This window comes from Pseudomonas sp. BGI-2 (genome assembly GCF_004310295.1).
Classification (GTDB): Bacteria; Pseudomonadota; Gammaproteobacteria; order Pseudomonadales; family Pseudomonadaceae; genus Aquipseudomonas.
Genome location: NZ_SISB01000042.1, coordinates 16,641 through 42,201 on the forward strand (window position 1 = coordinate 16,641; position 25,561 = coordinate 42,201).

17 protein-coding genes are annotated in these 25,561 nt (G+C 60.8%); 11 read left to right on the forward strand and 6 right to left on the reverse strand.

Annotated features, from left to right (window positions below):
* Window positions 1–122: 122 nt before the first annotated feature.
* Both EYC95_RS24015 and EYC95_RS24020 read left to right on the forward strand, forming a co-directional pair.
* The gene (locus EYC95_RS24015; RefSeq protein ID WP_131062531.1) at window positions 123–434 is read left to right on the forward strand and encodes an Mpo1-like protein; all 312 of its coding nucleotides are present in this window, start codon (window positions 123–125) and stop codon (window positions 432–434) included.
* A 99-nt stretch (window positions 435–533) separates the two neighbouring features.
* Window positions 534–1,124, forward strand: a complete 591-nt coding sequence (locus tag EYC95_RS24020) for an HD domain-containing protein (protein WP_131062532.1) — start codon at window positions 534–536, stop codon at window positions 1,122–1,124.
* A gap of 125 nt (window positions 1,125–1,249) precedes the next feature.
* Here the strand turns inward: EYC95_RS24020 and EYC95_RS24025 are convergent, their stop codons facing one another.
* A complete protein-coding gene (locus EYC95_RS24025; RefSeq protein WP_131062533.1) occupies window positions 1,250–2,065 on the reverse strand; it encodes a UDP-2,3-diacylglucosamine diphosphatase in 816 nt (271 codons plus the stop codon).
* A 129-nt stretch (window positions 2,066–2,194) separates the two neighbouring features.
* Between EYC95_RS24025 and EYC95_RS24030 the strand changes: the two genes are divergently transcribed.
* Entirely contained in the window at window positions 2,195–2,959 is a 765-nt protein-coding gene (locus EYC95_RS24030; protein ID WP_131062534.1) for an AraC family transcriptional regulator, read from the forward strand.
* Between the two features lie 245 nt (window positions 2,960–3,204).
* Window positions 3,205–4,095 (forward strand): DMT family transporter, encoded by an 891-nt coding sequence (locus EYC95_RS24035; protein WP_131062535.1) that lies wholly within the window; start codon window positions 3,205–3,207, stop codon window positions 4,093–4,095.
* On the opposite strand, the gene EYC95_RS24040 is transcribed toward EYC95_RS24035, so the two are convergent.
* The 4 genes from EYC95_RS24040 to recQ form a co-directional block, all read right to left on the reverse strand.
* Window positions 4,089–4,376 (reverse strand): SelT/SelW/SelH family protein, encoded by a 288-nt coding sequence (locus EYC95_RS24040; RefSeq protein ID WP_131062536.1) that lies wholly within the window; start codon window positions 4,374–4,376, stop codon window positions 4,089–4,091. The genes EYC95_RS24035 and EYC95_RS24040 overlap by 7 nt on opposite strands.
* A gap of 45 nt (window positions 4,377–4,421) precedes the next feature.
* Complete coding sequence (locus EYC95_RS24045; protein WP_131062537.1) at window positions 4,422–6,164, reverse strand: FimV/HubP family polar landmark protein; 1,743 nt, start codon at window positions 6,162–6,164, stop codon at window positions 4,422–4,424.
* 128 nt (window positions 6,165–6,292) lie between these two features.
* Window positions 6,293–6,727 (reverse strand): MarR family transcriptional regulator, encoded by a 435-nt coding sequence (locus tag EYC95_RS24050; RefSeq protein ID WP_131062538.1) that lies wholly within the window; start codon window positions 6,725–6,727, stop codon window positions 6,293–6,295.
* Window positions 6,728–6,846: 119 nt separating this feature from the next.
* A complete protein-coding gene (recQ, locus tag EYC95_RS24055; protein WP_131062539.1) occupies window positions 6,847–8,973 on the reverse strand; it encodes a DNA helicase RecQ in 2,127 nt (708 codons plus the stop codon).
* A 414-nt stretch (window positions 8,974–9,387) separates the two neighbouring features.
* Here recQ and EYC95_RS24065 point away from each other — a divergent pair, with 414 nt between their 5' ends.
* The 5 genes from EYC95_RS24065 to EYC95_RS24085 all read left to right on the forward strand — a co-directional run bounded on the left by EYC95_RS24065 (window position 9,388) and on the right by EYC95_RS24085 (window position 14,061).
* Window positions 9,388–9,975, forward strand: a complete 588-nt coding sequence (locus tag EYC95_RS24065; RefSeq protein ID WP_010461974.1) for a YecA family protein — start codon at window positions 9,388–9,390, stop codon at window positions 9,973–9,975.
* Between the two features lie 10 nt (window positions 9,976–9,985).
* Window positions 9,986–10,381, forward strand: a complete 396-nt coding sequence (locus tag EYC95_RS24070; protein WP_131062540.1) for a YbaN family protein — start codon at window positions 9,986–9,988, stop codon at window positions 10,379–10,381.
* A gap of 215 nt (window positions 10,382–10,596) precedes the next feature.
* Window positions 10,597–11,304 (forward strand): cysteine protease LapG, encoded by a 708-nt coding sequence (gene lapG / locus EYC95_RS24075; RefSeq protein WP_131062541.1) that lies wholly within the window; start codon window positions 10,597–10,599, stop codon window positions 11,302–11,304.
* A gap of 22 nt (window positions 11,305–11,326) precedes the next feature.
* Window positions 11,327–13,267 (forward strand): cyclic di-GMP receptor LapD, encoded by a 1,941-nt coding sequence (gene lapD, locus EYC95_RS24080; RefSeq protein ID WP_131062542.1) that lies wholly within the window; start codon window positions 11,327–11,329, stop codon window positions 13,265–13,267.
* A 434-nt stretch (window positions 13,268–13,701) separates the two neighbouring features.
* On the forward strand, window positions 13,702–14,061 hold the full coding sequence (locus EYC95_RS24085; protein ID WP_131062543.1) for a DUF6124 family protein: 360 nt from the start codon (window positions 13,702–13,704) through the stop codon (window positions 14,059–14,061).
* A gap of 205 nt (window positions 14,062–14,266) precedes the next feature.
* Here EYC95_RS24085 and EYC95_RS24090 read toward each other — a convergent pair whose 3' ends face one another.
* Complete coding sequence (locus EYC95_RS24090) at window positions 14,267–21,427, reverse strand: retention module-containing protein (RefSeq protein WP_131062544.1); 7,161 nt, start codon at window positions 21,425–21,427, stop codon at window positions 14,267–14,269.
* A 591-nt stretch (window positions 21,428–22,018) separates the two neighbouring features.
* Between EYC95_RS24090 and EYC95_RS24095 the strand changes: the two genes are divergently transcribed.
* Both EYC95_RS24095 and EYC95_RS24100 read left to right on the forward strand, forming a co-directional pair.
* Window positions 22,019–23,377, forward strand: coding sequence for a TolC family outer membrane protein (locus tag EYC95_RS24095; protein WP_131062545.1), 1,359 nt, complete (start codon window positions 22,019–22,021; stop codon window positions 23,375–23,377).
* Window positions 23,378–23,395: 18 nt separating this feature from the next.
* The gene (locus EYC95_RS24100; RefSeq protein WP_131062546.1) at window positions 23,396–25,555 is read left to right on the forward strand and encodes a type I secretion system permease/ATPase; all 2,160 of its coding nucleotides are present in this window, start codon (window positions 23,396–23,398) and stop codon (window positions 25,553–25,555) included.
* The last annotated feature ends 6 nt before the right edge of the window (window positions 25,556–25,561 follow it).

Consider the following 25,561-nt stretch of genomic DNA (forward strand, 5'->3'; position numbering starts at 1 on the left):
GCGAAGGATACTAAAGTGGCGCCTATTGTCACTGGCTGATGCCAATGATCACTCTAGACTCAAATAGGCTACCCGCCGAACAACTTGCAAACAGAACAACAATAACCACAGAGATCGCAGTCGTGGAAAACATCAGACGTTTCAACAGTTTCGCTGAGTTTTACCCGTATTACCTCAGCGAACACAGCAACAGTACGTGTCGACGATTGCATTTTGTCGGTACCAGCCTGGTCATCTTCATCTTGGCGCTGACCATCGGCAAAGGCGCCTGGTTGATGTTGCTGGCCTTGCCGCTCGCGGGTTACAGCTTCGCCTGGATCGGGCATTTCTTTTTCGAGAAGAACCGTCCCGCCACGTTCCAGCATCCTCTTTATAGCCTGCTTGGCGACTTTGTCATGTACCGCGACATGATTCTGGGTCGCGTGCCGTTCTAGGCTCCATTGGCCACAAAAGCGTCCTGCGCAGCCAGTGCGATGCTGGATCCAAGTTCTACACTCAAGACATCCCTTTCGATTAAAACAAGAGGATAGCTGATGAACGCCAATGCACGGTTCACCCACATGCAGGATGGCACGCAAGAAGATTGGGCGATCATCGCTGCCGACTTCAGTGCCTACGCCAGGCAGTTGCCGTCACGGATTGTGGCGCACCTAAAATTGCTGGAGGGTGATTTTGGCGGCTTCCCAGTGGATCGTCTGACCCATTCCTTACAAACCGCCAGCCGTGCCTGGCGCGATGGCCGTGATGAAGAATATGTGGTCTGCGCGCTACTTCATGACATCGGCGACACGCTGGGTTCCTACAACCATCCGGACATTGCCGCGGCGATTCTCAAGCCGTTCGTCAGCGCCGAGAATCTGTGGATGGTGGAGAAACACGGGATATTCCAGGGGTATTACTTCTTCCATCACTTGGGTATGGATCGGCATTTGCGGGAGCAATTCAGCGGGCATCCGCAGTATCAGGCGACTATCGAGTTCTGCGCCAAATATGACGCGGCGGCGTTTGATCCGGCTTACGAGACATTACCGCTGAGTTTCTTTGAGCCGATGATGGAGCGGTTGTTTGCGCATCCGAAGCATTCGATCTACATAGCGGCGATGGCAGAACATTCGCCAGCCTGACAGAACCGGAGTGTCTGGGCGGGCCTCTTCGCGGGCAAGCCTCGCTCCTACAGATTTCGCAGTGTTTAAAAGTTATGGGGTAATCCAGTAGGAGCGAGGCTTGCCCGCGAAGGCGTCGGACCTGCCTACGCCGGCTCTGCAATTTTAATGGCCTTCAACTCCCCCTCCCGCGCCTGGGCATCCGCCAACCGGTACAACTCGATCGACCCGTCCCAATGCTCGATCAACGCCGTGCACGACTCCACCCAATCCCCGCAATTGAGGTAGTCCACCCCCCCGACCTTGCGAATCTCGGCATGGTGAATGTGCCCGCACACCACCCCATGCAACTCGCGTTTGACGCACTCGTGGGCAATGGCTTCTTCAAAATCACTGATGAAGCTGACCGCCGTTTTCACCTTGTGCTTGAGGTAGGCCGACAACGACCAGTAGCCGTAGCCGTAACGGGCGCGCCAATGATTGAGCCAGCGGTTGAGGGTCAGGGTGAACTCGTAGGCCGAGTCGCCGAGAAAGGCCAGCCAGCGGTGATATCGGGTGATCACGTCGAATTGGTCGCCATGAATCACCAGCAGATGCCGGCCATCGGCGGTCACGTGCACCGCTTCGTCCACCAGCTGGATGTTGCCCAGAATCAGCTTCGAATAGCGACGCAGGAATTCGTCGTGATTACCGGTGACGTAAATCACCTCGGTACCGCGCTTGCTCATGGTCAGCAGACGGCGAATCACGTTGGTGTGCGCCTGAGGCCAGTACATGCCGCTGCGCAGTTTCCAGCCGTCGATGATGTCGCCCACCAGGTAGACCTTGTCCGCGTGGTAGCCCTTGAGGAACTGCGACAGATGTTCGGCCTGGCAGTCCCGGGTGCCCAAATGCACATCGGAAATCCACAACGTCCGCACACGTTGCTTACGGCTGGGTTTGGCGAGCTCGGCGCTGGTCATGGGCAACCCTCTGGGCAAGTTTTGGCAAGCTTGCGCCGATCCGGTTAATTGCCCATGACAACCGCGAGTCAATCCTGTGACAGCGTCCGGCCGGTGTAGACTGGCCGCATCTTGCCCGGGAGACCTGCGATGAGACCGATCCTCACGCTTCGCCAATACACCAAAGACCTGATCGTCCACAGCCACGACCACGCGCAATTGGTATTCGGGCTGTCGGGTGCGCTGGACTTCGAGGTCGGCGGGCATGGCAGTCAGGTGATTCAGCAGCGTTTCGTGGTGGTGCCGTCGGGCTTCCATCACGCGTGCGGCAGCAGCAATGGCAGCCGTTGCCTGGTGCTGGATGTGCCGAGCGATCAATGGGTTTCGCAGTCCCTTGGCGATCACGCCGACGCCAGCCGCCGGTTGCTCGACAACGCCGGTCGCCTGCCGCTGGATGCCGGGCAAAGCCAATTGGTGAGTTGGCTGGCGGGCAGCCAGGTCAGTGACCCGTTGATTGCCCAGCAAGGCGCGGTGCTGTTGTTGGCCAGCCTCAATAACGCCAAGCCTGAGGTGGTGGGCGGTCGGCGCCTGCCGTATGCGGCGCTGAATGCGCACATCGATCAGAACGCGGCTTATCCGCTGCAAGTCGCCGATCTGGCACGCGTCGCCGGGCTGTCCAGCGCCCGGTTGCATGCGCGGTTTGTCGCTGAGTGCGGGCAGACGCCGATGGATTACATTCGCAGTCGGCGGCTGCATATTGCGGTGGGGCTGCTGCGCGACTCACCCTTGCCGATCGGCGAGATTGCCAGTCGGGTCGGTTACAGTTCTCAGAGTGCATTTGCCGCGGCGGTGTTGCGCGAGTTTGGTACGAGCCCGGGCAAACTGCGGCGCGAGGCTGGCGACAAAAGTCGATAGTCTGCCGACAGACTCGCTGGGGTGTACGCGGTCAAATAGAGCAGCTGGCCTGTGGCGAGGGGATTTATCCCCGTTCGGCTGCGAAGCAGTCGTAAAACATGAACGCACGGTCTAACTGATACACCGCGTTGTCTGAATTCACGACTGCTTCGCAGCCGAACGGGGATAAATCCCCTCGCCACAGGGCGCTGCTACAGGACGGTGGTGTCTGTCGGCCCGGTTTAATACGTTTATCAAGGAATGCAATGACTCCCCGTACCGCCCTTGGCGCCCTGCATATCGGCGCACTGATGTTTGGCCTGACCGGTGTGTTCGGCAAACTCGCTGCCGCCTCGCCCGCCGTCATCGTTTTCGGCCGGGCTGCATTTGCCGTCCTTGCCTTGGCGGTGTTCGCGCGATTCGCCAGCAACACGCGCTGGCAGAAACTCGAGGCGGTGGACTGGCGCCGTCTGCTGCTCAGCGGTTTGCTGCTGGCCGGGCATTGGGTGAGTTTTTTCATTGCTGTGAAAGTGGCCGGCGTGGCAATCGCGACCCTGGGTTTCGCCAGCTTCCCGGCGTTTACCGTGATCCTCGAAGGGCTGATATTCCGTGAGCGGATTCGCGCCAATGAAATTCTGTTGGTGGTACTGGTGAGTGTCGGGCTGGTGCTGGTCACGCCCGACTTCGATCTGGCGAGTGGCGCCACCACGGGCCTGCTCTGGGCGGTCGGTTCAGGTTTGCTGTTCGCCCTGCTGTCCCTGACCAACCGCGCCAGCTCCGGACGAATCCCGCCGGTGCAGGCTGCGCTGTGTCAGAACGTGGTGGTCGCGCTGTGCCTGCTGCCGGTGGCGGCGCCGCAGTTGAGCGAAGTCCGCGCCATCGACTGGCTGTGGATCGGTTTGCTCGGGGTGTTCTGCACTGGCGTCGCTCACAGCTTGTTTGTCGCCAGCCTGGCGGTGATCAAGGCGCGCACGGCCGCCGTGGTGTTCGCCCTGGAGCCGGTGTACGGCATCACCATGGCCTGGCTGTTGTTCAATGAAAACCCGACGCTGCGCATGCTGATCGGTGGCGCCTTGATCATCGTCGCAATCGTGGTCTCCAGCAGACTGTCCGGCTCAAGCAAAAAGACCGTGGCAGCCGAAGCCGCGTCTCACTGAGTGCGCTCGTTGTGGCCGAGGTCGCGGTCAGGGTCGATCTGATCGCGGACCCGCTGCTTGAGCACCTTGGCCTCCGGGAAACCGCCGTCCGCCTTGCGCTCCCAGATCTGCACATCGTCGCAAAAAATATGGAAAACCCCACCGGTGCCGGGCACCAGCGACACTTTGCCCAGGTCGTCGCCGAAGGTGCTGAGCAGTTCCTGGGCCAGCCAAGCCGCACGCAACAGCCATTGGCATTGCGTGCAATAGGTGATGATGATTTCCGGTTTATGCGTGGTCATGATGGGCAAGACTCCTGAGCCAGAGGGCGCCGCTATAGTAGAGGCTCAGCGGATTCCGGCCAACAGGCTCCGGGCGGTCTGCTTGAGCGGCTCATCGCCTTCCTTCAGTAACTCGTTGAGCAGTTCGATGGCGTTGTCCAGATCGCCGTCATCGATACAGGTCTGGGCTTGTTCCAGTTTGTCGTTGCTGGCCAGGCTTAGGGGTTCAAGTTCCAGCGACGGGCCGGCATCGCTGAATTCGTCGAGAAAGTCGCCTTCCAGAGATTGCGAATCAGGTTCTGCGACCCACTCAAGCTCAGGCTCGTCCAGAGTCGACTCTTCAGGAATCTCGAACACATCGGGCAACACGTGCAGGTTTGAGGTGAACGCAGGCTCTTCAGCCTTTGGTGATTCGTCTGAAGATTTAGCCTTGTCGAAAGGGCTGACCAGGTCCCAGCTGGAATCCATGGACAGGTCATCCAGGTTCAACTGGAACTCGTCGGCAGGTGCCGTTTCTTGCGCGGGAGTGATGACTGCAGCGGCTGCAATCGGAGCCGCATTGTTCAGTTTCGGGTAGCGGGCACGGATGTCCTGAAGCTTTTGTACGTCGAACCCGTCGTCACGCAGGCTTTTTTCCTGTGCGTCATAGGTAGGTACGTCGCCTTGTTTACCCAGGACTTCCAGCAGTTGCACGGCCAGATCCGTGCGCTGGGGCTCCTTGACCAACGCTTCTCGCAACAAACCGACCGCTTCGGAAAAACGGCCATAGGCCAGGTAAATACCGACCCCTTCCAGTACATCGCCTGTTGGCGTTTCTTCACGATCTTCGGGAGCGGATTTGAGTATGGGTTGTTGCACCGACGATTGCGCCGGACGCTCAAGCATCGGCTCCTGTCGCGCAGGTGCAACGGGCGAAGACTCGGGTAATGCCTGAAGCTGCTGTCGTTGACGTCGAACAAACAGCCCCAGCAACACCAAAACAATCAGCGCCAGCAAGCCGATGATCAGCGGCCAATGGCTAGCCTCGGATTCTTCGACAACGACGGGAGCAGGCGCCACAGCTACCGGCGTCTCCGGTGGCGCCTGTTTGACCTCCGCCAGCTGGGTTTGCAGTTCGGTCACCTGTTTTTTCTGGCCAGCGATCTGCTCGTCCTGTGCCTGAAGTTTCGCATTCAGCTCATCGATGGTTTTTTGCAGCTGCTGGTTCTGCAGCACGCTGGCGGCCAATTGTTCGGTAACAGGATCGGGCACAGGCGCGGCAGGTTGAACGACGGCAGGTGCTGGCGCGGACTTCTTCGCCGTGGGTGCCTGCGCAGTGGCCGGTTTGACGCTCGGGAATGGAGAATTTTGTGGGCTGGCGACCGGTTCGTCGTCGGCCGGAACAATCCCCGGTGAACCCGGTGGATCGATCAGCACCGTGTACTCGCGCAGCAAACGCCCGTTGGGCTGATTGAGCTGCAACAGGAAATTCAGAAAGGGTTCATTGACCGGTTTGTTGGAGGTCACCCGGATCAGGCTACGGTTGCCCCGCAGGACCGGCGTGAATTTCAGGTCGTTGAGGAAGAACACCCGATCGACGCCGGCACGGGTGAACTCATCCGCCGTCGCCAGGCTGACCGAGAGCTCGCCCTCCTCCAGCCCACCGACATCCACCAAGGCGATGTCAGCGCGCAACGGCTGATTCAACGAGGAGTGAAGAGTAATCTCGCCCAATCCCAGCGCAGGGGCCAATGCCGAGTAAGTGACAGCACCACCGACCAACAGCAGCTTGGCGCAACACCGCAATACAACGTGCCAACTCTCGAGCATGAGCATCCCTTAGATAACCAGAACCAACCTGTACGCGTTCGCACATCCGGTACGAACACGATATTGCCTAGTAGTTCTTTATAGTCTGCCCAACGGGGTATCTCAAAAAGCTGACGCGCGGTTTTGCCTCAAGATTTTTCCAGGTTGGCCAGAATGTGCCCGTGGACACGCATGCAAATCTTCAAATCCGCCTCGTCGACGCCGTCGAACAGTTCGCGGCGCAGTTGATTGGCAATGGTTTCAATTTGTTCGATCAGAGGACGGGCCGGGGCACAGAGGACGATTTTTTTCGCCCGACGGTCTTCCAGTACCGATTGGCGCTGGACCAGGCCCTGGTTTTCCAGGCTGTCGAGCAACCGGGCCAGGGTCGGCCCTTCGACGCCGACGCTTTGCGCCAGCTCACGTTGGGTCGGTGCTTCTTCGAAGCGCGCCAGGTGCAGTAGCACCAGCCAGCGCGCCTGGGAAAGACCCAGCCCAGCCAGACGACGATCCAGTTCGGCACGCCAGCCGCGGGACATCTGGGCCAGTTGCATGCCAAAACGGTGTTGATCGGTTAACGGCATAAAACACTCATGATTAGACTGAAATAGAGAAAAACTAATTATTAGTCAGCTAAGCATGGGCGTTGGCTTGAGGCAAGGCTTGGTCTGTAGTGAATCGTTACATCACTGTAACAAGTCATTTAAACCTCAAATTCGGATTGCAGTGCCGCCCGAACGCAGTACAGGACACCTTCAGGCACTCTCCCTGCGAACAGCGCGGCAATCTCCGAAACCGGCGGCAACTCGCCCTCACCATCCAGGAAAGCATCCTGGACCTCGCCCATCAATTCTTCAGGCAGGTCCAGCGCTTGCTCCAGCGACAACTGCTGCTTGCCGATCGCTTCGGCGAGCATGGTGTAGACATTCTTTTCCGAGCATTGCAACTGACCGGCGATCTGCAGCGGCGTCATGCCGGCGCGAGCGAGGGTGATCAGCTCGTGGCGCACATCGGCGACGACTTTCGGCGCCTCGACCTGACCGCCCAGCACTTCGAGGAAGGCCTCGCCATAACGTTCGAGCTTGCGCGCGCCAACGCCACTGACCGTGGCCATTTCCGCCAGCGAGGTCGGCTGGCTGCGGAGCATTTCCAGCAGTGTCGAATCGGGGAAGATGACGTACGGCGGCACCCCGTGTTCTTCGGCGAGTTTGCGACGCAAGGCGCGCAAGGCTTCCCACTGTTCGCGCTCTTCGCCGCGAACCAGCTGGCTCGCCTGGCTCTTGCTACTTTTGGCGGTGGTTTGCGGCTTGAGGTCACGGCGCAGTTCCAGGGTCACTTCGCCCTTGAGCAGCGGCCGGCAAGTGTCGCTCAGGCGCAGGCCGCCGTAGCCTTCGAGGTCAATGTCGGCCAGACCACGGGCCACCAGCTGTCGGAACAGGGAGCGCCATTCACTCTCGCCCATTGCCTTGCCGACGCCATACACCGACAGATGTTGATGGCCGAAGCTGCGGACCTTTTCGTTGTCCTTGCCCAGCAGCACGTCCACCAGATGCCCGACGCCATAACGCTGACCGGTGCGATAAATCGCCGAGAGCGCCTGACGGGCCGGCTCGGTGGCGTCCCAGGTCTGCACGCCATCGACGCAGTTGTCGCAATGACCGCACGGCTCAGGCATGTCTTCGTCGAAGTAGGCCAGCAAGGTTTGCCGACGGCAGCGGGTTTCTTCGCAAAGCGAGAGCATGGCGTCGAGCTTGTGCTGCTCCAGACGCTTGTGGCGCTCGTCGCCTTCGGAGTTTTGCAGCATCTGCTTGAGCATCACCACGTCTTGCAGGCCGTAAGCCATCCAGGCATCCGCCGGCAGGCCATCGCGGCCGCCGCGACCGGTTTCCTGGTAGTACGCCTCAAGGGATTTCGGTAAGTCGAGGTGAGCGACAAAGCGCACGTTGGGCTTGTCGATGCCCATGCCGAATGCCACGGTGGCGACCATGATCAGCCCTTCCTCGTTGAGGAAGCGCTTCTGGTGATGGGCCCGGGTGTCGTTGGGCAAACCGGCGTGGTACGGCAGCGCCGGGAAGCCTTGTTCGCTGAGGAACACCGCGACTTCGTCGACTTTCTTGCGCGACAGGCAATAGACAATGCCGGCATCACTGCGCCGCTCGGCAAGGAACGCCAGCAACTGCTTGCGCGGCTGCTCCTTGGGCACGATGCGGTAGAAAATGTTCGGACGGTCGAAGCTCGACAAGAAGCGCTCGGCATTCTGCAAATGCAAACGGTCGACGATTTCTTCGCGGGTACGCTTATCGGCCGTGGCCGTCAGGGCAATGCGCGGAACGTTGGGGAACAGCTCCGCCAACTGGCCCAGTTGCAGGTATTCGCGGCGAAAGTCGTGACCCCATTGGGACACGCAGTGGGCTTCGTCGATGGCGAACAGTGCGATTTCAAGACTTTGCAGGAAGGCCAGCATCCGTGGCTGGACCAGACGCTCGGGCGCCAGATAGAGCATCTTCACTTCGCCGCGCTTGATCCGTGCCGCCAGATCGCGCTGCTGCTCGGCGCTCAACGTGGAGTTCAATGCAGCGGCAGCGACGCCGAGCTCTTCGAGGGTCGCGACCTGGTCGTCCATCAGCGCGATCAGCGGCGACACCACCACCGCCAGGCCTTCGCGCAGCAGCGCCGGGACCTGGAAGCACAAGGATTTGCCACCACCGGTAGGCATCAGCACCAGGGCGTCGCCGCCACTGGCCACGCGCTCAATGATTGCACCCTGGCGGCCACGGAAACTGTCGTAGCCGAAGATGTCCTTGAGGACGCGTTGAGCCTGTTCGAGCATAAAAACTCCAAAAATCACAAAAACATCCCTGCAAGGCTGGTTCAGAACCACGCAGGCTGCACTGACAAATCGTAAGTGCGCATTGCATGACGCTTCACATTCCAGCCGTGACGCCAGCAGGGCATCACAAAACGCGCGAGTATACCCGACGCCTGCCCGCCAAAGGGTGCCGCTGAGAAGACACACGAATGTCGATGCAACACAAAACCTGTGGGAGCGAGCTTGCTCGCGATAGCGGCAGACCAGTCAACATTGATATTGAATGTAACGCCGCCATCGCGAGCAAGCTCGCTCCCACAGGGATTGCGGGGGTGCTTGTACTTGCGAAGGCTTCAAATATCCCGCGCGGCTGGCCTGACTGCTCAAGAAGGCCTAGAATTCCCGCATCTGTTAATTCCCCAAGGTAGCCCTTTAATGTCCTTCGCTGAGCAACTAACCCGCCTGCAAGTCTTCCTCGACGCCGACGAACTGCATGACGAGGCGCTGGACTACGTGGCCGCCCACGGCTACCTCACTGCGCTTTCGATTTGTTCCGAAGAGGTTCCGGATCGTGAATGGATCGACGCCCTCTTCGCCGAAGAGCCGCATTACGCCGACGACACCGAGCGTGAAGCGATCGAATCCACCCTGCTGGCCCTCAAGGCTCACATCGCTCGCCAACTGGCCTCCGATGAAGAGTTCGAGCTGCCTTGCGACCTGGACCTGGGCGAAGAGCCGGATGACTCCGACCTGCGCGGCTGGTGCATCGGTTTCATGGAAGGCGTGTTCCTGCGCGAAGCAGCCTGGTTCGAAACCGCCGAAGACGAAGTCAGCGAAATGCTGCTGCCGATCATGGTCGGTTCGGGTCTGTTCGACGAACAGCCTGAGTTCGAAGACATCGCCAAAGACGCCAACCTGATGGACGACATGATCGTGCAGATCCCGGAAGCCCTGACCGCGCTGTACCTGCTGTGCCAGGCGCCAGACGAAAAACCGGCGATCCTCAAGCCTCGTCACCACTAAGGTTTTGCCTATGGACAACCCCATAGGCAACCGCTCCCTGATGTTGCGCTACGTGCTGCTGGCCATCGGCTGGCTGAGCGTAGCGCTGGGGGTGATCGGGATTTTCCTGCCGGTATTGCCCACCACGCCTTTCCTGCTGTTGGCGGCCGCCTGTTTCGCCCGCAGTTCGCCACGCTTTTATCAGTGGCTGGTGGGACATCCACGGCTCGGCCCGTGGATTCGCGACTACCTCGATGGCAACGGCATCCCGCTCAAGGGCAAGGTCTACGCGATCGGCCTGATGTGGGTGAGCATTCTGTTCTCCTGCTACCTGGTGCCCCTGCCGTGGGCGCGGGGGTTCATGCTGACCAGCGCGGTGCTGGTGACGATCTACATCCTCAAACAGAAAACCCTGCGCAAACCCTGAGCACTCTCATCATCCGATCGTTCCCACGCTCCGCGTGGGAATACATCCAGTGACGCTCTGCGTCACAACGGCAAAGGGACGCAGAGCGTCCCGGGCGGCATTCCCACGCGGAGCGTGGGAACGATCACCAGGTCCGTGTGCTGACCCGACGATTTTGTCCTGCCTCGCTGAAAACACCGCCTAGACTTCAGTCATCTGCACCCGAGCAGCCAGACATGTCCAGTCGCCGGCGTAGTCCAGGAGGGTCAACGCTCCGACTTCGGCTCGGCGGATGGTTGCTGCTGGCCAGTTTTCTGCTGACGGGGCTGGGCAGTGTCTGGGCCGACTGGGACTTTACGCAGATCCTGCAAATCGCCGAAAAGCGCTACGGCCCGCTCGGCCCCGCACAAGGAAGAATCGAGGCCTGGAGTCAAATGCTCAAAAGCGAACTCAACCAACCCGAGCGCGAGCAACTGAACGCGGTCAATCGCTTCTTCAATCAACAACTGAGTTTTCAGGACGACACGCGCATCTGGCGTCAGACCGATTATTGGGCCACCCCGGAAGAATCCTTGATCAAGGGTGCCGCCGACTGCGAAGACTACGCCCTGGCGAAATATTTCAGCCTGCGCCAACTCGGGATTCCCAGCGAAAAGCTGCGCATCACCTACGTCAAAGCCCTGAACCAGAACCAGGCGCACATGGTGCTGACCTTCTACAGCAGCCCTACGGCCGAGCCGCTGGTGCTCGACAACCTGATCGGCGAGATCCGCCCCGCCTCCCAACGCAAAGACCTGTTGCCGGTGTACGCCTTCAACGCCGAAGGCCTGTACTTGCCGGGAGCCAATGGCGGAAAACGCAGCAGCGACTCGAAAAAACTGTCGCGCTGGCAGGACGTGTTGAAAAAGATGCAAGCCGAAGGGTTCGCCGTGGGCGAAGGCTAGCCGCTATCGCAAGGAGCGTTTTATGTCACTGCGCAAACAGTTGTTTATCGCCATTTGCCTGTTCTTGCTGGTGGCCTTCAGTGGCAGTTTTTTTGTCAGCCTGGAAAGCTCTCGCGAACAGATGCTTGGCCAGTTGCGCTCCCACGCCCAGGATGCCGCCACCGCGCTGGGCCTGTCGCTGACCGCGCAAATCGATGACCCGGCGATGACCGAATTGATGGTCAGCTCGATTTTCGACAGCGGCTATTTCCGCAGCATCCGCGTGGTCAATATCGTTGATGCAAAGGTGCTGGTGGAGCGCAGCACAGCGGCGCAAATCGAAGGCGTGCCCGGCTGGTTTGTGAGTCTGGTCAACCTGCTCCCGGAAGGTGGCGATGCGCTAATCATGCGCGACTGGGAACAAGTCGCGCGGGTCGAAGTGCTGAGCAATCCGCAGTTCGCCCTGGCCAAGCTCTGGGACAGCACACTCGGCAGTCTGATCTGGCTGGTGATCTGCGGACTGCTCAGCGCCGTGTTCGGTGGATGGTTGCTACGTCGACAATTGCGCCCGCTCGACAAGATGGTCAGACAAGCCGAAGCCATCAGCAAACGCGAGTTCCTCAGCCTGCCAAAACTGCCACGCACGCCTGAACTGAGGCGCGTGGTGCTGGCCATGAATCAGATGGTCGAAAAGCTCAAGACGCTGTTCTCCGAAGAGGCCACGCGCAGCGAAAAACTGCGCGCCGAGTCCTATCAGGACAGCCTCACGGGCCTGGCCAATCGACGCTTGCTGGATGAACAACTGGCCGACCATTTGTTGGTCTCCGAGCAAAGCAGCGACGGCCATCTGATGATGCTGCGGATCAACGACCTGATCGGCCTCAACCAACGCCTGGGAGGTCAGCGCACCGATGGGCTGATCAGTGCCATCGGCGAATTGCTCAAGCGTCTGACGCAACTGCCGGAACGGCGCACCTGGCTGGCGGCGCGCAATCGTGGTGGCGAATTTAGCCTGCTGACACCGGGCCTGGACAGCACCGAAGCGGCCCGCCTCGCCTCGGAAATCAGCGCCACGCTGGAAAATCTGCGTCTGACCGGCGCCAGCGATTGCATGCCGGTGGCGCACTTGGGTGTGGTTGCCTATCAGCCCGGCGAACCGGCCAGCAACGTCCTGCTGCGCCTCGATCAAGCGCTCGCCCAGGCCCAACAACATCCCGAGCGGCCGTGGGTGCATCTGGCGCGTTCCGATACCGCGACGAACCACACCCAACACGACTGGCGCAGCTGGATCGACGACGCGTTGACCGAGGGCAAAATGCAGCTGTATTTCCAACCCGTGGTGCAATGCGCCGACACCAGCCAGGTGCTGCACCACAAAGTCCTCGCGCGCCTGCTCGACCCGCAAGGCGAGGCCATTGCCGCCGGGCATTTCCTGCCGTGGATCGAGCGCCTCGGCTGGTCGGCACGGTTCGACCTGGCAATGCTCGAAGCCACCCTCGACTACCTCGTCGTCAACCGCTGGCCCCTGGCGCTAAGCCTGTCCGGCAGCACCCTTCGCGACCCGGTGCAACTGCGACACATCATCGACATGCTCGAATCACTGCCCGAACTGGCCCATCTGCTGATACTGGAAATCGACGAACGCCAACTGCCGCCACCGGAAGAATTACAACGCCTGAGCCACAGCCTGCTCGACACCGGTTACCGCATCGGCTTACAGCACTTTGGCGGCAGCTTCAGCCAGATAGGCAACCTGACGCAGCTGGGTTTGGCGTATCTGAAAATCGATGGGGCGTACATCCGCCACATTGATGAGCAAAGTGACAAGCGGCTGTTTATTGATGCGATCTACCGGGCGACCAACAGTATCGATTTGCCGTTGATTGCGGAAATGGTCGAGACCAAAGGAGAGCTGGAGGTGATTCGGGAACTGGGGTTGTTTGGGGTGATGGGGCGGTTGATTGGGCCGCCGGAGCCGATGTGAGGGGTTTGAAAGTTGGAATGACCTGTTTGATGTGTCAGCCCGAAAGACCGCAAGTTTCGGACAATCTTTTCATGTTAAACGGCGATGTTTAAAAGACATCTCCAGAAACTCACTCCGGCTACACATCCTTGCGCCGTTGCCTACGACTGCGCCAGAATCCGCCGGCTTGTGCGCCTAAGGGCCGGGCTCTATTGTTTCCCGGTCGCTGACCAATCAGCGATCGGGTTTAGCGACCCGAACCTTTGTAGGCGCAACAGCGCTCCAAACTCTCTTGCAGATTGTTCATGCCTGCGATTGATGTCATGGCGGCTGTGCGCGGGAGACCTTCGGGTCTGCCGGGCGCCTACACCCGGTTCGCTAACCTGCGTGCAGCCGCCACCCTTACTTGTTTAGCGACAGGTCTTGGTGGCTCCATTTCTTGTAGGAGTTTCACTATGTTCAAGATCACACCCAACCCACCCGAAACCGACGACGTTTCCCCGTACGAAACCACCGATTCCAAAAAGCTCAACGAAGCCGCCGACCGCGCCCTCGATTACTACCTCAAACCGGTCATTCCCAAAGACACCCCGCGCAAGCCCAGCACCATCTATTCCATCGACCCCGACACCAACGACGAAACCCTGCTGGTCAACGCCTGCGAAACCCTGGCGTCGGCGAGTGTGATGCTGAGTAATTTTGCGGGGTTGATGGAGGGGTCGCATCGCAACACGGTGCTGGGGATTCAGCAGGTGGTGATGCTGGGGGAGTTGGCGGTGAATCGGATGCTGGATAATTTTGTTCCGCAGGGTTAGCGAGAATCCTGCAGCGAACATTGATCGTTCCCACGCTCTGCGTGGGAACGCCTCCCCGGACGCTCCGCGTTCGCTTTGGGGACGCAGAGCGTCCCTTGCTGCATTCCCACGCGGAGCGTGGGAACGATCGATTACCAAAAACCAGACAAAAAAACCCGCCATTCCTTCAACAGGAATGGCGGGGTTTCTCGTTTCAGCCTTCAGATCACACCGTATCCACCTTCCAAGAATGGTCATTCAACATGCCGTTGATGATGGTCGCCGTGTCGTGCCCGCCCGCCACCACCCCGCCCGCCCCCGGCGTGACGCCGTAGTGGCTGGCCAGGTTGACGCCGGCCAGGTCGATGGTCTGGTTCGGTGCCGCGCCGGCCATGGCGCTGACGTCGATGCTGGTCAGCACCGAGGCGCCGCTGCCGATGACTTTGAAGTGCAAGTAGTCATCCAGCGACGCGGCGGTGTTGTTTTCGCCTTGCAGCAGTTGCGACAGGTCCAGTTTGTCGGTGCCCGGGGTGAAGTCGGTGACCACATCGTGGCCGCTGTTGCCTTTGAGCCACTGGAAGGTGTCGGCCCCTGCCCCGCCGGTGAGGGTGTTTTTGCCCAGGCCGCCGATCAGGAAGTCGTCGCCGCCACCGCCCTTGAGGATGTCGTCGCCCAAGCCACCGTTGATAACGTTGCTGAGGTTATCGCCCGTGAGCGAGTCGTTGAAGTTGGAGCCGACGAGGTTTTCGATAGCGGTTAAGGTATCGGTTCCGGCGCCGCCGGTGTTTTGCGCGATGGCCTGACTCAGGTCGACCGTGACTCCGGCGGTGGCGTGGGCGTAACTCGCGGTGTCGGTGCCAGTGCCGCCGTCGAGCAGGTCGTTGCCGGTGCCGCTGAACAGCAAATCATTGCCGGCACCGCCGTGCAGCTCGTTGTTACCGTTACCGGCGCTGAGCACGTCGTTGCCGTCACCGGCATTGATGACGTTGTTGCCGGCGCCCGCCACCAGCACATCGTCGCCAGCCGTGCCGGTGAGGGTGTGGCCATCCTGATAGCTGATGGTCACCGCTGCGCTGTCGCTGCCACCATGGCTGTCATTGGCGGTGTAGGTGCCGTGTGCATCCGGGGCGATGTCGTGGCCCCCGGCGTAGTTGAGGGTCATGGTCAGCTGGTAGTTTTCGGCGTTGTTCACGCCGTTGCCGCTGGTGTTGGTGATGTTGGTGACGTGGATCTGATAGGTCCCGTCCGCCGCCGCGGTGAGGGTTTGCCCCTCCGCGAGGGCGATCCACCCGCCGCCGTTGAGCGAGTACTCCATGGCGATGTGACCGCCCGCCAGGTTGTGGTCCAGGTTGAGTGTTTCGCCCTGTTTGAGGTTGACGGTAATTCGGTCCTCATCGTTGGCATTGCCGTTGGTTACCCCGCCCAGGTAACCACTGACCACCAGCACCGCCGTCATGGTCGCCGCGTTCGTCGTAAAGGCATTGCGCACATTCGCCAGGACCTGGTTAGCGGCGTTGTTGCCGGTCGAGGAGAAGCTGATCGCCCCGGTGCCGGTGAAGTCTGCGCCTTTTGAAATCCAGCCGGTGTTGAAGGTGGTGGGTGAAGCCGTCAGCGGATCGCCATTGGCGTCGATGTCGTTGGCCAGCAGCAACTCGCCCGGCACCACGACGCTGCCCGAGAGCACATTGGTGATGATGTGGTCATCGACCGCTACCGGTGCCGCGTTCGGAATGACTTTTACCGTCAGCGTGGAGCTGGCCAGGTCGCCATCGTTGTCGCTGGCGGTGAAGCCGATGTTTTCGGTGATCACCACCGTCGTGGTTTTTTGCGAGGTGTAGGTGTACTCGCCAGTGTCAAGGTTCACCACCAGGGTGCCGCCATTGTTGGTGGCGATGCTGATGGAGTTGTTCACCGTGTTGAACGTGCCGTGGTTGGCGCCGCCACTGAAGTTCAGCGCGCCCTGATTGCTATTGCCTTTAGGATCGTAGGTGTACGTCGTGCCGTCGACCACGAGGGTTTTGATGAAACCGCCATCGGCGCCGAACGTACCGCCCTCCAGCAAGGTGCCCGTGACCGGCGCGCCGACCACCGTGCCCGAGAGCACCGAGTTGAGCTGGTTGAGATCGGTCACCACCACCGCATTGGTGTTGGTGTGCGTGCTGCCGTCATAGGCCAACGGATCGAGGTTGGCGTTGCTCACGCCGCTGCCCAGGCCGATCGCGTAGTTCTTGATGCTGTTGGCATCGAGGAAGGCTTTGAGCGCGGTTTCGTCCGCGGTGCCGATGTCGCCTTCGTTGGGCTTGCCGTCGGAGAAGAAGTAGCCGACGTTCTGCGCCCCGGTCAGTTTGCCCGAGGTGTTGAACGCGGTTTGCATGGTGGCGACAGCCGCGTCGTAGTTGGTGCCACCGCCGGCAGTCAGGCCGGAGATGATCGACTTGGCGGTCGCTACATCAACCCAGATCGATGTCTTGTCGGTGGCGTTGCTGCTGAAGGTGACGATCTGCACTTTCACATCGCCCAGGTCGTCGTATTTGTCGAGCAAGGCACTGATCGCCTGCTTGGCCAGCGCCAACCGCGACAGCCCGGGTACGCCCGAAGCGTCGGCCATACTGCCGGAGACGTCGATCACCAACAGCAGATTGGAATCGATCTCGACCGCGGCGACCGAACGATCGGCAGCGACCGCTTTGGGCACGTCATCGACGATGTTCACCACGATGGTGCTGGTGGTGCTGTTACCGGAGGCATCCGTGGCTTTGTAGGTGAAGCTTTCGCTCAGGGTGTTGGCCCCGTCATTGGCGTTCGGCGACGTTTTCGGTGCCGAAGTCAGGGTGTAGGTATAGGTACCGTTGGGGTTGAGCAGCATTTGCCCGTACGTTCCGGTGGTGCTGCCGACCAGGGTGTAGGTGATGGCGCCACTCGCGCCAGTGACGGAACCCACGAGGGTGCCAGTCGCGGTTTCGCCGGTGTTGCCGGGCTCGCTGCCGGTGACGTTACCGGCGGCCAGATCCAGACCATCCTTGCTCAGGTCCAGCGCTTTCTCGTAGACGGTCACGTCGGTATCGGTGACCGCTTTGATGCAGCTGTTCGACACATCGATGGTGATCGTGGTGGTGCTTTCATCGCCATCGGCATCGCGCACGGTGTAGGTGAACGTGTCCGTGGCGCCCGCACCACTCACAGCGTTTGGGTTGCTGTGATAAACCGCGTTGCCGTTAGCATCCAGGGTCAAGTAGCCGTAGGTGCCGTTGATGTTCGAGCCCAGACCGCCGATGGCCGAGGACGACGTGTCCGAGCCCGCGCGCACGCCGACCACAGCACCACCGGCTGCCGCGCCGTCAGCGCCCTTGATGTCGTTGTCCAGCACGTTGCCGCTGACCGTGCCGCCTTCGACCACGCTCGCCGTGTCCGCTTTGGCGGTTGGCAAGTCATCGACGATGTTGACGTTGATCTGGCCCGACGCGGTGCTGCCGTCGGTGTCCGTCGCCACCACGTTGAAGTTCTCGGTGGTGCTGTTGGCGCCGTTGGCGGTTGGATGGGTTTCGTTATCCGCCAGGGTGTAGCTGTAACTGACCACGCCGGTGGCCGGGTTGTAACCGGTGACGGTCAGCGTGCTGCCGAGCGGTGTAACGACCGATTGCGGGAAGCCTGCCGCCACGCCGCCAGTGACCAGCGCAATGCCGCCCACCGTCAGGGTTTGCAGACCATCCAGCGCGGTCACGGTGAAGGTGCCGCTCTGGGTCAGCGCCGGCGTATTCGGACTGGTGCCGTCGCTGAGGTTTTTCTCGTAGACGGTCAGTTCACCGCCGTACACATTGAGGCCGTTGAGGGTGACCGGGTCGTTGTTGTTATGGACGTTCAGCACCAGGTTGGCGGTGCTGGTATCGCCGTCGGCATCGGTAATGGTGTAGGCGAAGGTTTCGGTGCCGTTGCCGCCGCCGTGCAGGTTTTTGAAGTCGGCATCGTTGGTGTTCAGCGTGTAGGTGTACGTGCCGTTAGCGTTGAGCACCAGCGTGCCGTATGTCCCGGTGAAGGTGCCGGGGGTCACAGGCCCGGCGTTCGGCCCGGTGGCAACGTGGTCCGCGCCCTGAACGTCGTTGGTCAGGACGTTGCCATTGAGCGTCAGCACAGTCTCCGACGCCGTGCCGGTGTTGCTGTCGTTCACGGCTTTTGGCACGTCATCGACGATCTTCACCACGATGGTGCTGGTGGTGCTGTTGCCCAGCGAATCGGTGGCCTGGTAGGTGAAGCTTTCGGTCAGCGCATTCGCACCGTCGTTGGCATGCGGCGTGGTGGTCGCCGGCGACGTCAGGGTGTAGGTGTACGTGCCGTTGGGGTTGAGCTGGAGCTGGCCATAGTTGCCCGTGGCGCTGCCGACCAGCGTGTAGGTGATCGCGCCGGTCGCCCCGGTGACCGAGCCGACCAGTGTGCCCTTGGCAGTTTCGCCAGTGCTGGTGGGGTCGCTGCCGATGACCGTGCCGGCCGCCAGATCTTGCCCGTCCTTGGTCAGGTCCAGGGCTTTTTCGTAGACGGTCACGTCGGTATCGGTGGACGCGACGATGCTGCTGTTGAACACGTCGATGGTGACGGTGGTGGTGCTTTCGTCCCCATCGGCATCGCGCACGGTGTAGGTGAACACGTCGGTCGCGCCCGGGCCGTTCACCGCATTCGGATTGCTGTGGTAGGTTGCGTTGCCGTTGGCATCCAGCGTCAGGTAACCGTAGGTGCCGTTGATGTTGGTGCCCAGGCCACCGATGGCCGAGGTTGATGTGTCCGAGCCTGCACGCACGCCAATCACGGCGCCACTGAGCGCCGGGCCGTCGGCACCGCCGATGTCGTTATCCAGCACGTTGCCCGAGACTGTCGCGCCTTCCGCAACCGAGGCGTAGTCCGCGTGGGCGGTGGGCAGGTCGTCGACGATGTTGACGTTGATCTGGCCCGACGCGGTGCTGCCGTCGGTGTCCGTCGCCACCACGTTGAAGTTCTCGGTGAGGCTGTTGGCGCCATTGGCGGTTGGATGGATTTCGTTGTCCACCAGGGTGTAGCTGTAGCTGATCACGCCGGTCGCAGGGTTGTAGCCCGTGATGGTCAGCGTGCTGCCCAACGGAGTGACGATCGATTGCGGAAAGCCTGCGGCCACACCGCCGCTGACCACGGAGATGCCGCCGACCGTCAGGGTTTGCAGGCCATCGAGGGCGGTCACGGTGAAGGTGCCGCTCTGGGTCAGGGCCGGCGTGTTCGGGCTGGTGCCATCGCTGAGATTTTTCTCGTAGACGGTGAGTTCGCCGCCATTGACATTGAGGCCGTTGAGGGTCACCGGGTCGTCGTTGTTGTGGATGTTCAGCACCAGGTTGGCGGTGCTGGTATCGCCGTCGGCATCGGTGAGGGTGTAGGTGAAGGTTTCCGTACCGTTGCCATTGCCGTGCAACGCTTTGAAGTCGGCGTCGCTGGTGTTCAGGGTGTAGGTGTACGTGCCGTTGGCGTTCAGCACCAGGGTGCCGTAAGTCCCATTGAAGGTGCCGGGGGTGATCGGCCCGGTGCTTGGGCCAGTCGGTACGCGGTCGGCGCCTTGCACATCATTGGTCAGCACGTTGCCGTTGAGGGTCAGCAGGGTTTCCGAAGCGGTGCCGGCGTTGCTGTCGTCCACGCCTTTGGGCAGGTCGTCGACGATGTTCACGTCGAGGTTGCCGTTGGCGGTGGTGCCGTTGTCATCCACAACGATAACGGCGAATTGCTCGGAAAGGCTGTTGGCGCCGTTGGCGGTCGGATGCGCTTCATTATCGGCCAGGGTGTAGCTGTAACTGACGACACCAGTGGCGCTGTTGAACCCGGTGATGGTCAGCGTGCTGCCCAACGGCGTGACGATCGATTGCGGGAAGCCTGCGGAGACGCCGCCGACCACCACGTTGATACCGCCGACGCTAAGGGTTTGCACGCCGTCGAGGGCGGTGATGGTAAAGGTGCCGCTTTGAGTCAGCGCCGGAGTATCGGGGCTGCTGCCGTCGCTGAGGTTTTTCTCGTAGACGACGAGTTCGCCGCCTTCGACGTTGAGGCCGCCAATCGTGACCGGGTCATCGTTGTTGCGGATTTGCAGCACCAGGTTGGCGGTGCTGGTGTCGCCATCGGCATCGGTGAGGGTGTAGGTGAAGGTTTCGGTGCCGCTGCCACCACCGTGCAGTGCTTTGAAATCCGCGTCGCTGATGTTCAGCGTGTAGGTGTAAGTGCCGTTGGGATTGAGCACCAGGGTGCCATATGTCCCGGTGAAGGTGCCGCCAATGATCGGCCCGCTGTTGGGGCCAACGGGAATCCGGTCAGCACCCTGCGAGTCATTGGGCAGCACGCTGCCGGTCAGGGTCAGCAGGGTTTGCGAAGCGGTGCTCGCGTTGCTGTCATCGACCGCTTTGGGCACGTCGTCTTTGATGTTGACGTCCAGCGTGCCGGTGGCGGTATCGCCATTGGAATCACCGGCAACCACGGTGAACTGTTCGCTGAGGTTGTTGGCCCCCTCGCCGGCCGAATGGGTGTCGTTGCCGACCAGGGTGTAGCTGTAACTGACAACGCCAGTGGCCGGGTTGTAACCGGTGACCGTCAGGGTGTTGCCCAGTTGCGTGGTGATCGACTGCGGGAAGCCGGCGGCCACCCCGCCCGTGATCACGTTGATCCCGCCGATGCTCAGGCTGGTCAGCCCGTCCGGCGCCGACACGGTGAAGGTGCCGTTCTGAATCAACGCGCCCGGATTGCTGGCAGAACCGTCGGCGAGATTGGCTTCGTTGAGGGTCAGCTCGCCCCCTGCCACCGACAGGCCCGCGAGGGTGACCGGGTTGTTCGGCAGGACGCCTGTCCCACCTGAACCGGCACCGTTGTCGCCGTTGTCCGGGTCACCGGCCAGCCGTTCCAGCGGAAATTCGGGAATGCCGTTGAAACCCGCGGTGGGGAAGCCAATGACGGGATCGACCCGCCCGCCCACTTCTTCGAGCATGACGAAACTGTGGCCACCGCCCGCCGTCCCACCGGGTGCGCCGGTCGGAGCAGCTCCGGCCGCCGTGGCTTCAGCCGTTTGAGTCGGGTCATCACCGGCAGCGATTGCTTTTTGCAGTTGCTCGACATCGGTCAGTTGCGCCTGAGTCGGCGTCACCGCTTCAGCGGTATCAACATGAGGCGCCTGATGCGCCAGTAGCTGGGAAGTCATTTGCAGGCTGCTGCCACGCCCAAGGGTCAGTTCCTGGCCATTTTGCAGATGCACGGCCACCGCGCCTTCGGCCCCGGTGATCAATTGGTCGCCGACGAACAATCGGTCGCCCTCGATCAACGCGCGTCGAGTGCCGTCGCTCGCCACCGCGAACACCTGACCAATGACTTTACTGACGATACCGATGAGCGTTGCCATGTGCATTTCCTCCGCTGCCAACCGCTGTCGGCACCCTGTTTGTGCGAAGAACGTGCTCATGGTTAAAGCAGGTTTGCCTGGCGGATCGCCTGCGGGGCGCGTTTACCTGAGTAAGCCGATGCCCCGGCGATCTTCTCGCCAAGCGTGTCGCTCGCAGGGGACGTGTCTGATTTCGGTAAAACCCCATTGCAATCAATAACCTTGGGGCGCCAATCACGGTCAAATCGCCCTGCGAGCGGTGCGTAACGATTTTGAACCTAAACAGTGACAAAAAACTGTCACCTCAAAACCGTTCCGCTTCCCTCCCCTCCAGCACTTCTCCGCCCTATGTCGATAAGTGGATGGAACTTTCCTTAAACCCTCGAATGCTCCCAAGAGCTCCTAAATCAAGGGCTTCCAGAGTGAACAATGTGCTGGATTTCGCAGCGCGCATAAGTTTTTTTTGGAATAAGCCATATGAAAAAAATTTCTTAGCTACGCTCTAGAATGTTCTTAGCTTCGTTGTTACAAGCATGAAACGGTTTTGCCTATAAATGCCGTCAAATAATTGGCAGCTTATAAAGAACCATTAGGAATCAGGGAGATGTACCCATGCGCGTTTTAACCCCCCTATGCAGCGCAGTTCTGCTGGCGATGGCCTGCTCATCCCAGGCGCAAGCCATGTCGTTGACCGAGGCGATCCAGAGCACCATCGCCACCCACCCGGAACTGGCGTCGCGGGTGGACAGCCGTCTCTCGGCCGATGAGCAAGTGAAAGTCGCCAAGGGGGGCTTTTATCCATCGGTTGACCTGAACGCCGCCTACGGGCGCGGGTACAGCGATAACACCAATACTCGGGCGTTCGGCAATCACCACACCGAAATCCTCACCTACACCCAGTCGGAGTTGCGTCTGCGGCAGATGCTCTTCGACGGTTTCAACACCGCGAACGAAGTCGAACGCACCAAAGGCGTGGTCAACTCCCGGGCCTATTACGCGCAAGGCACCGCCCAGGATCTGGCATTGCGCACCACCGAGGTCTACCTCGAAGTGCTCAAACGCCGCGAACTGGTGACCCTGGCCACGAACAACCTGCAGGCTCACTTGCGGGTCAACGACCAGATTGGCCTGCGCACCCAGCGTGGCGTCGGCAGCAACGCCGACTCCGACCAATCCGGCGCGCGCCGGGCACTGGCGCAAAACAACCTCGATACCGCCGAGGTCGATCTGGCGGATGCCGAGTCCAATTTCTACGCGGTCACGGGGCGCCTGCCCGATGAACTCGAAGCGCCGCCGTCGATCCGCGGCGAACTGCCCGCCACCCTGCCGGAAGCTCAGCAGAGCATGGTGGAAAACAACCCGTACTTGAAATCCGCCCAGGCTGACGTGCAATCGGCCGAGAGCCAGTACGAAGTCGCCAAGTCGCCGTTCTACCCGCGTTTCGACGCCGAAGCGGCGGTGGGCGCGAACAACAACGTGCAAGGCGATGAAGGCCACGACAACGAATGGCGCGTGGGTGTGGTGATGAACTACAACCTGTTCCGCGGTGGCAGCGACAAGGCGCGCCTGGCCTCCAATGCGCATCAGATCAACCAGGCGATGGACATCCGCAACAACGCCCTGCGCCAACTCAACGAGAACATCCACCTGGCCTGGAACGCCATGGTCAATGCCAAGAAACAAACCCCGACTGCCCGCGAGTACGCCGACACCAGTAAACGCGTGCGCGTGGCGTATCAGGATCAGTTCGGCCTCGGCCAACGCACCCTGCTCGACTTGCTCGACAGTGAAAACGAGCTCTACAACGCCAATCGTCGCTACACCGAAGTGCGCTACACCGAGGAGTATTCGATGTACCGCGTGCTGGCAAACATGGGCCAGTTGCTGAGCAAACAACGGGTGGTATTGCCCGCCGATGCGATCGCCTCCACCGAAGTGAAAAACGAAGCCCGTTTGCCTGAACTGAAGTAGGCCTGTGGAGAGATCAATTTGACCAGCATGGAACCCGGCAACACCGGTGTCGATCCGCGCCTGAGCTTCGATGACCCGCTTCTGGACGGTCTGTTGATCCTCTGCAAACTCCACGGTGCGACGGTCAGTCGCGCCAGCCTGAGTACCGGGCTGCCACTGAACAAGCAGCGCTTGAGCCTGGACCTGCTGCCCCGCGCAGCCGCCCGGGCCAGCCTGCAAGCGCGCGTGTTGCGCCGTGAACTGGCGGACATTTCCGCGCTTAACCTGCCCGTGATGCTGATCCTCAACAACGGCCGCACCGCCATCCTGCGACGCTTCGGCGAGGACGGTCGGTTGCTGATTCTGCCCAGCGAAGCGGACGGCGGTGAACAATGGGTCAGCCGTGAAGAACTGGCCGAGAATTACAGTGGCCAGGCGTTGTTCGCCCGGCCACGCCATGAACTCGAAGACTTGCGCTCGCCGCTGGTGCCACGCGTTGAGGCCTGGTTTCGCGACACCTTGAAGTTGTCGAAATGGCTGTACAGCGATGCGATTCTGGCGAGTTTTCTGATCAACCTGTTAGGGCTGATGGTGCCGCTGTTCGTCATGCAAACCTACGACCGCGTGGTGCCGAACCAGGCCACCTCGACCTTGTGGGTGCTGTCGATCGGCTTGCTGATCGGCACCGGTTTCGAACTGGTGCTGCGGGTTGTCCGCGCACATCTGCTGGACACCGCCGGGAAGAAAACCGATGTGATTCTTTCGGCGACCTTGTTCGAACGCATCACCGGCATGGCGATGAAGGCGCGGCCGGCGACCATTGGCGGGTTCGCCCAGAGCATCCATGACTTCCAGGGCCTGCGCGAATTCCTCACCGCCGTCACCCTGACCAGCCTGATCGACCTGCCCTTTGCCGTGCTGATGCTGGTAGTGATCGGCCTGCTCGGCGGCTGGCTGGTGGTGATTCCCTTATTGGCGTTTCCGATCACGATCATTTTCGCGATGGTGATCCAGGTGCGCCTGCGCGACACCGTGCAGAAAAGTTTGAGCCTCGGCGCCGAACGCCAGGCCCTGCTGATCGAAACCCTCGGCGGCCTGGAAACCCTGAAAGCGTGCAGCGCCGAAAGCGAGCGCCAGCACAAATGGGAAAGCACCCACGGCGCCCTCACCCGCCTCGACAGCCATGCGCGCAACCTCTCGGCGCTGGCCACCAACGGCACGCTGTTCATCCAGCAATTCTCCGGCATGGCGACCATCGTCGCCGGGGTCTACAGCATCATCGCCGGCAACCTCAGCGTCGGCGCACTGGTGGCGACCTACATGCTCGGCAGCCGCGTGCTCGCGCCATTGGGACAAATCGCGGGTTTGATCACCCGCTACCAGCAAGCGCAACTGACCATGAAAAGCACCGATGCGCTGATGACCTTACCGCAAGAGCGCGACGCCAAACAGCGGCCGCTGGAGCGTACGCAACTGCAAGGTGCACTGGACGCCAGCGGTGTGACCTTTCACTACAACGGCCAGAACGCCCCGGCGCTGGCCAACGTCAGTTTCAGCGTCAAACCCGGCGAACGGATCGGCATCATCGGTCGCAGCGGTTCGGGCAAAAGCACCCTGGCGCGATTGGTGATGGGGTTCTATGCGCCGGAAGAAGGGCAACTGCTGCTCGATGGGCTGGACCTGCGGCAACTCGATGTCGCCGACCTGCGCCAACAGATCGGTTACGTCGCCCATGACCTGCCGCTGCTGGCCGGCAGCCTGCGCGACAACCTGACCCTTGGCGCCCGCTACATCAGCGATTCACGGATGCTCGAAGTCGCTGAGCTGACCGGCGTCACCGAGCTGGCGCGTCAGCACCCGCAAGGTTTTGACCGGCCCGTTGGCGAACGCGGCCAGTTGCTGTCCGGCGGTCAACGTCAGGCAGTGCTGCTGGCCCGGGCCTTGTTGCTGGATCCGCCGATCATGCTGCTCGACGAACCCACCAGCGCCATGGACAACAGCAGCGAAGACGTTTTGCGGCAGAAACTCCACGGTTGGGTGCAGGGCAAAACCTTGCTGCTGGTGACCCACCGCACCTCGATGCTCAGCCTGGTGGATCGGCTGCTGGTGCTGGACAACGGGCGGATCGTTGCCGACGGTCCGAAAGAAGCGGTCATCGATGCACTGCGCAAGGGCCGTGTCGGCTCTGCGGCTGTCTAGGAGCTA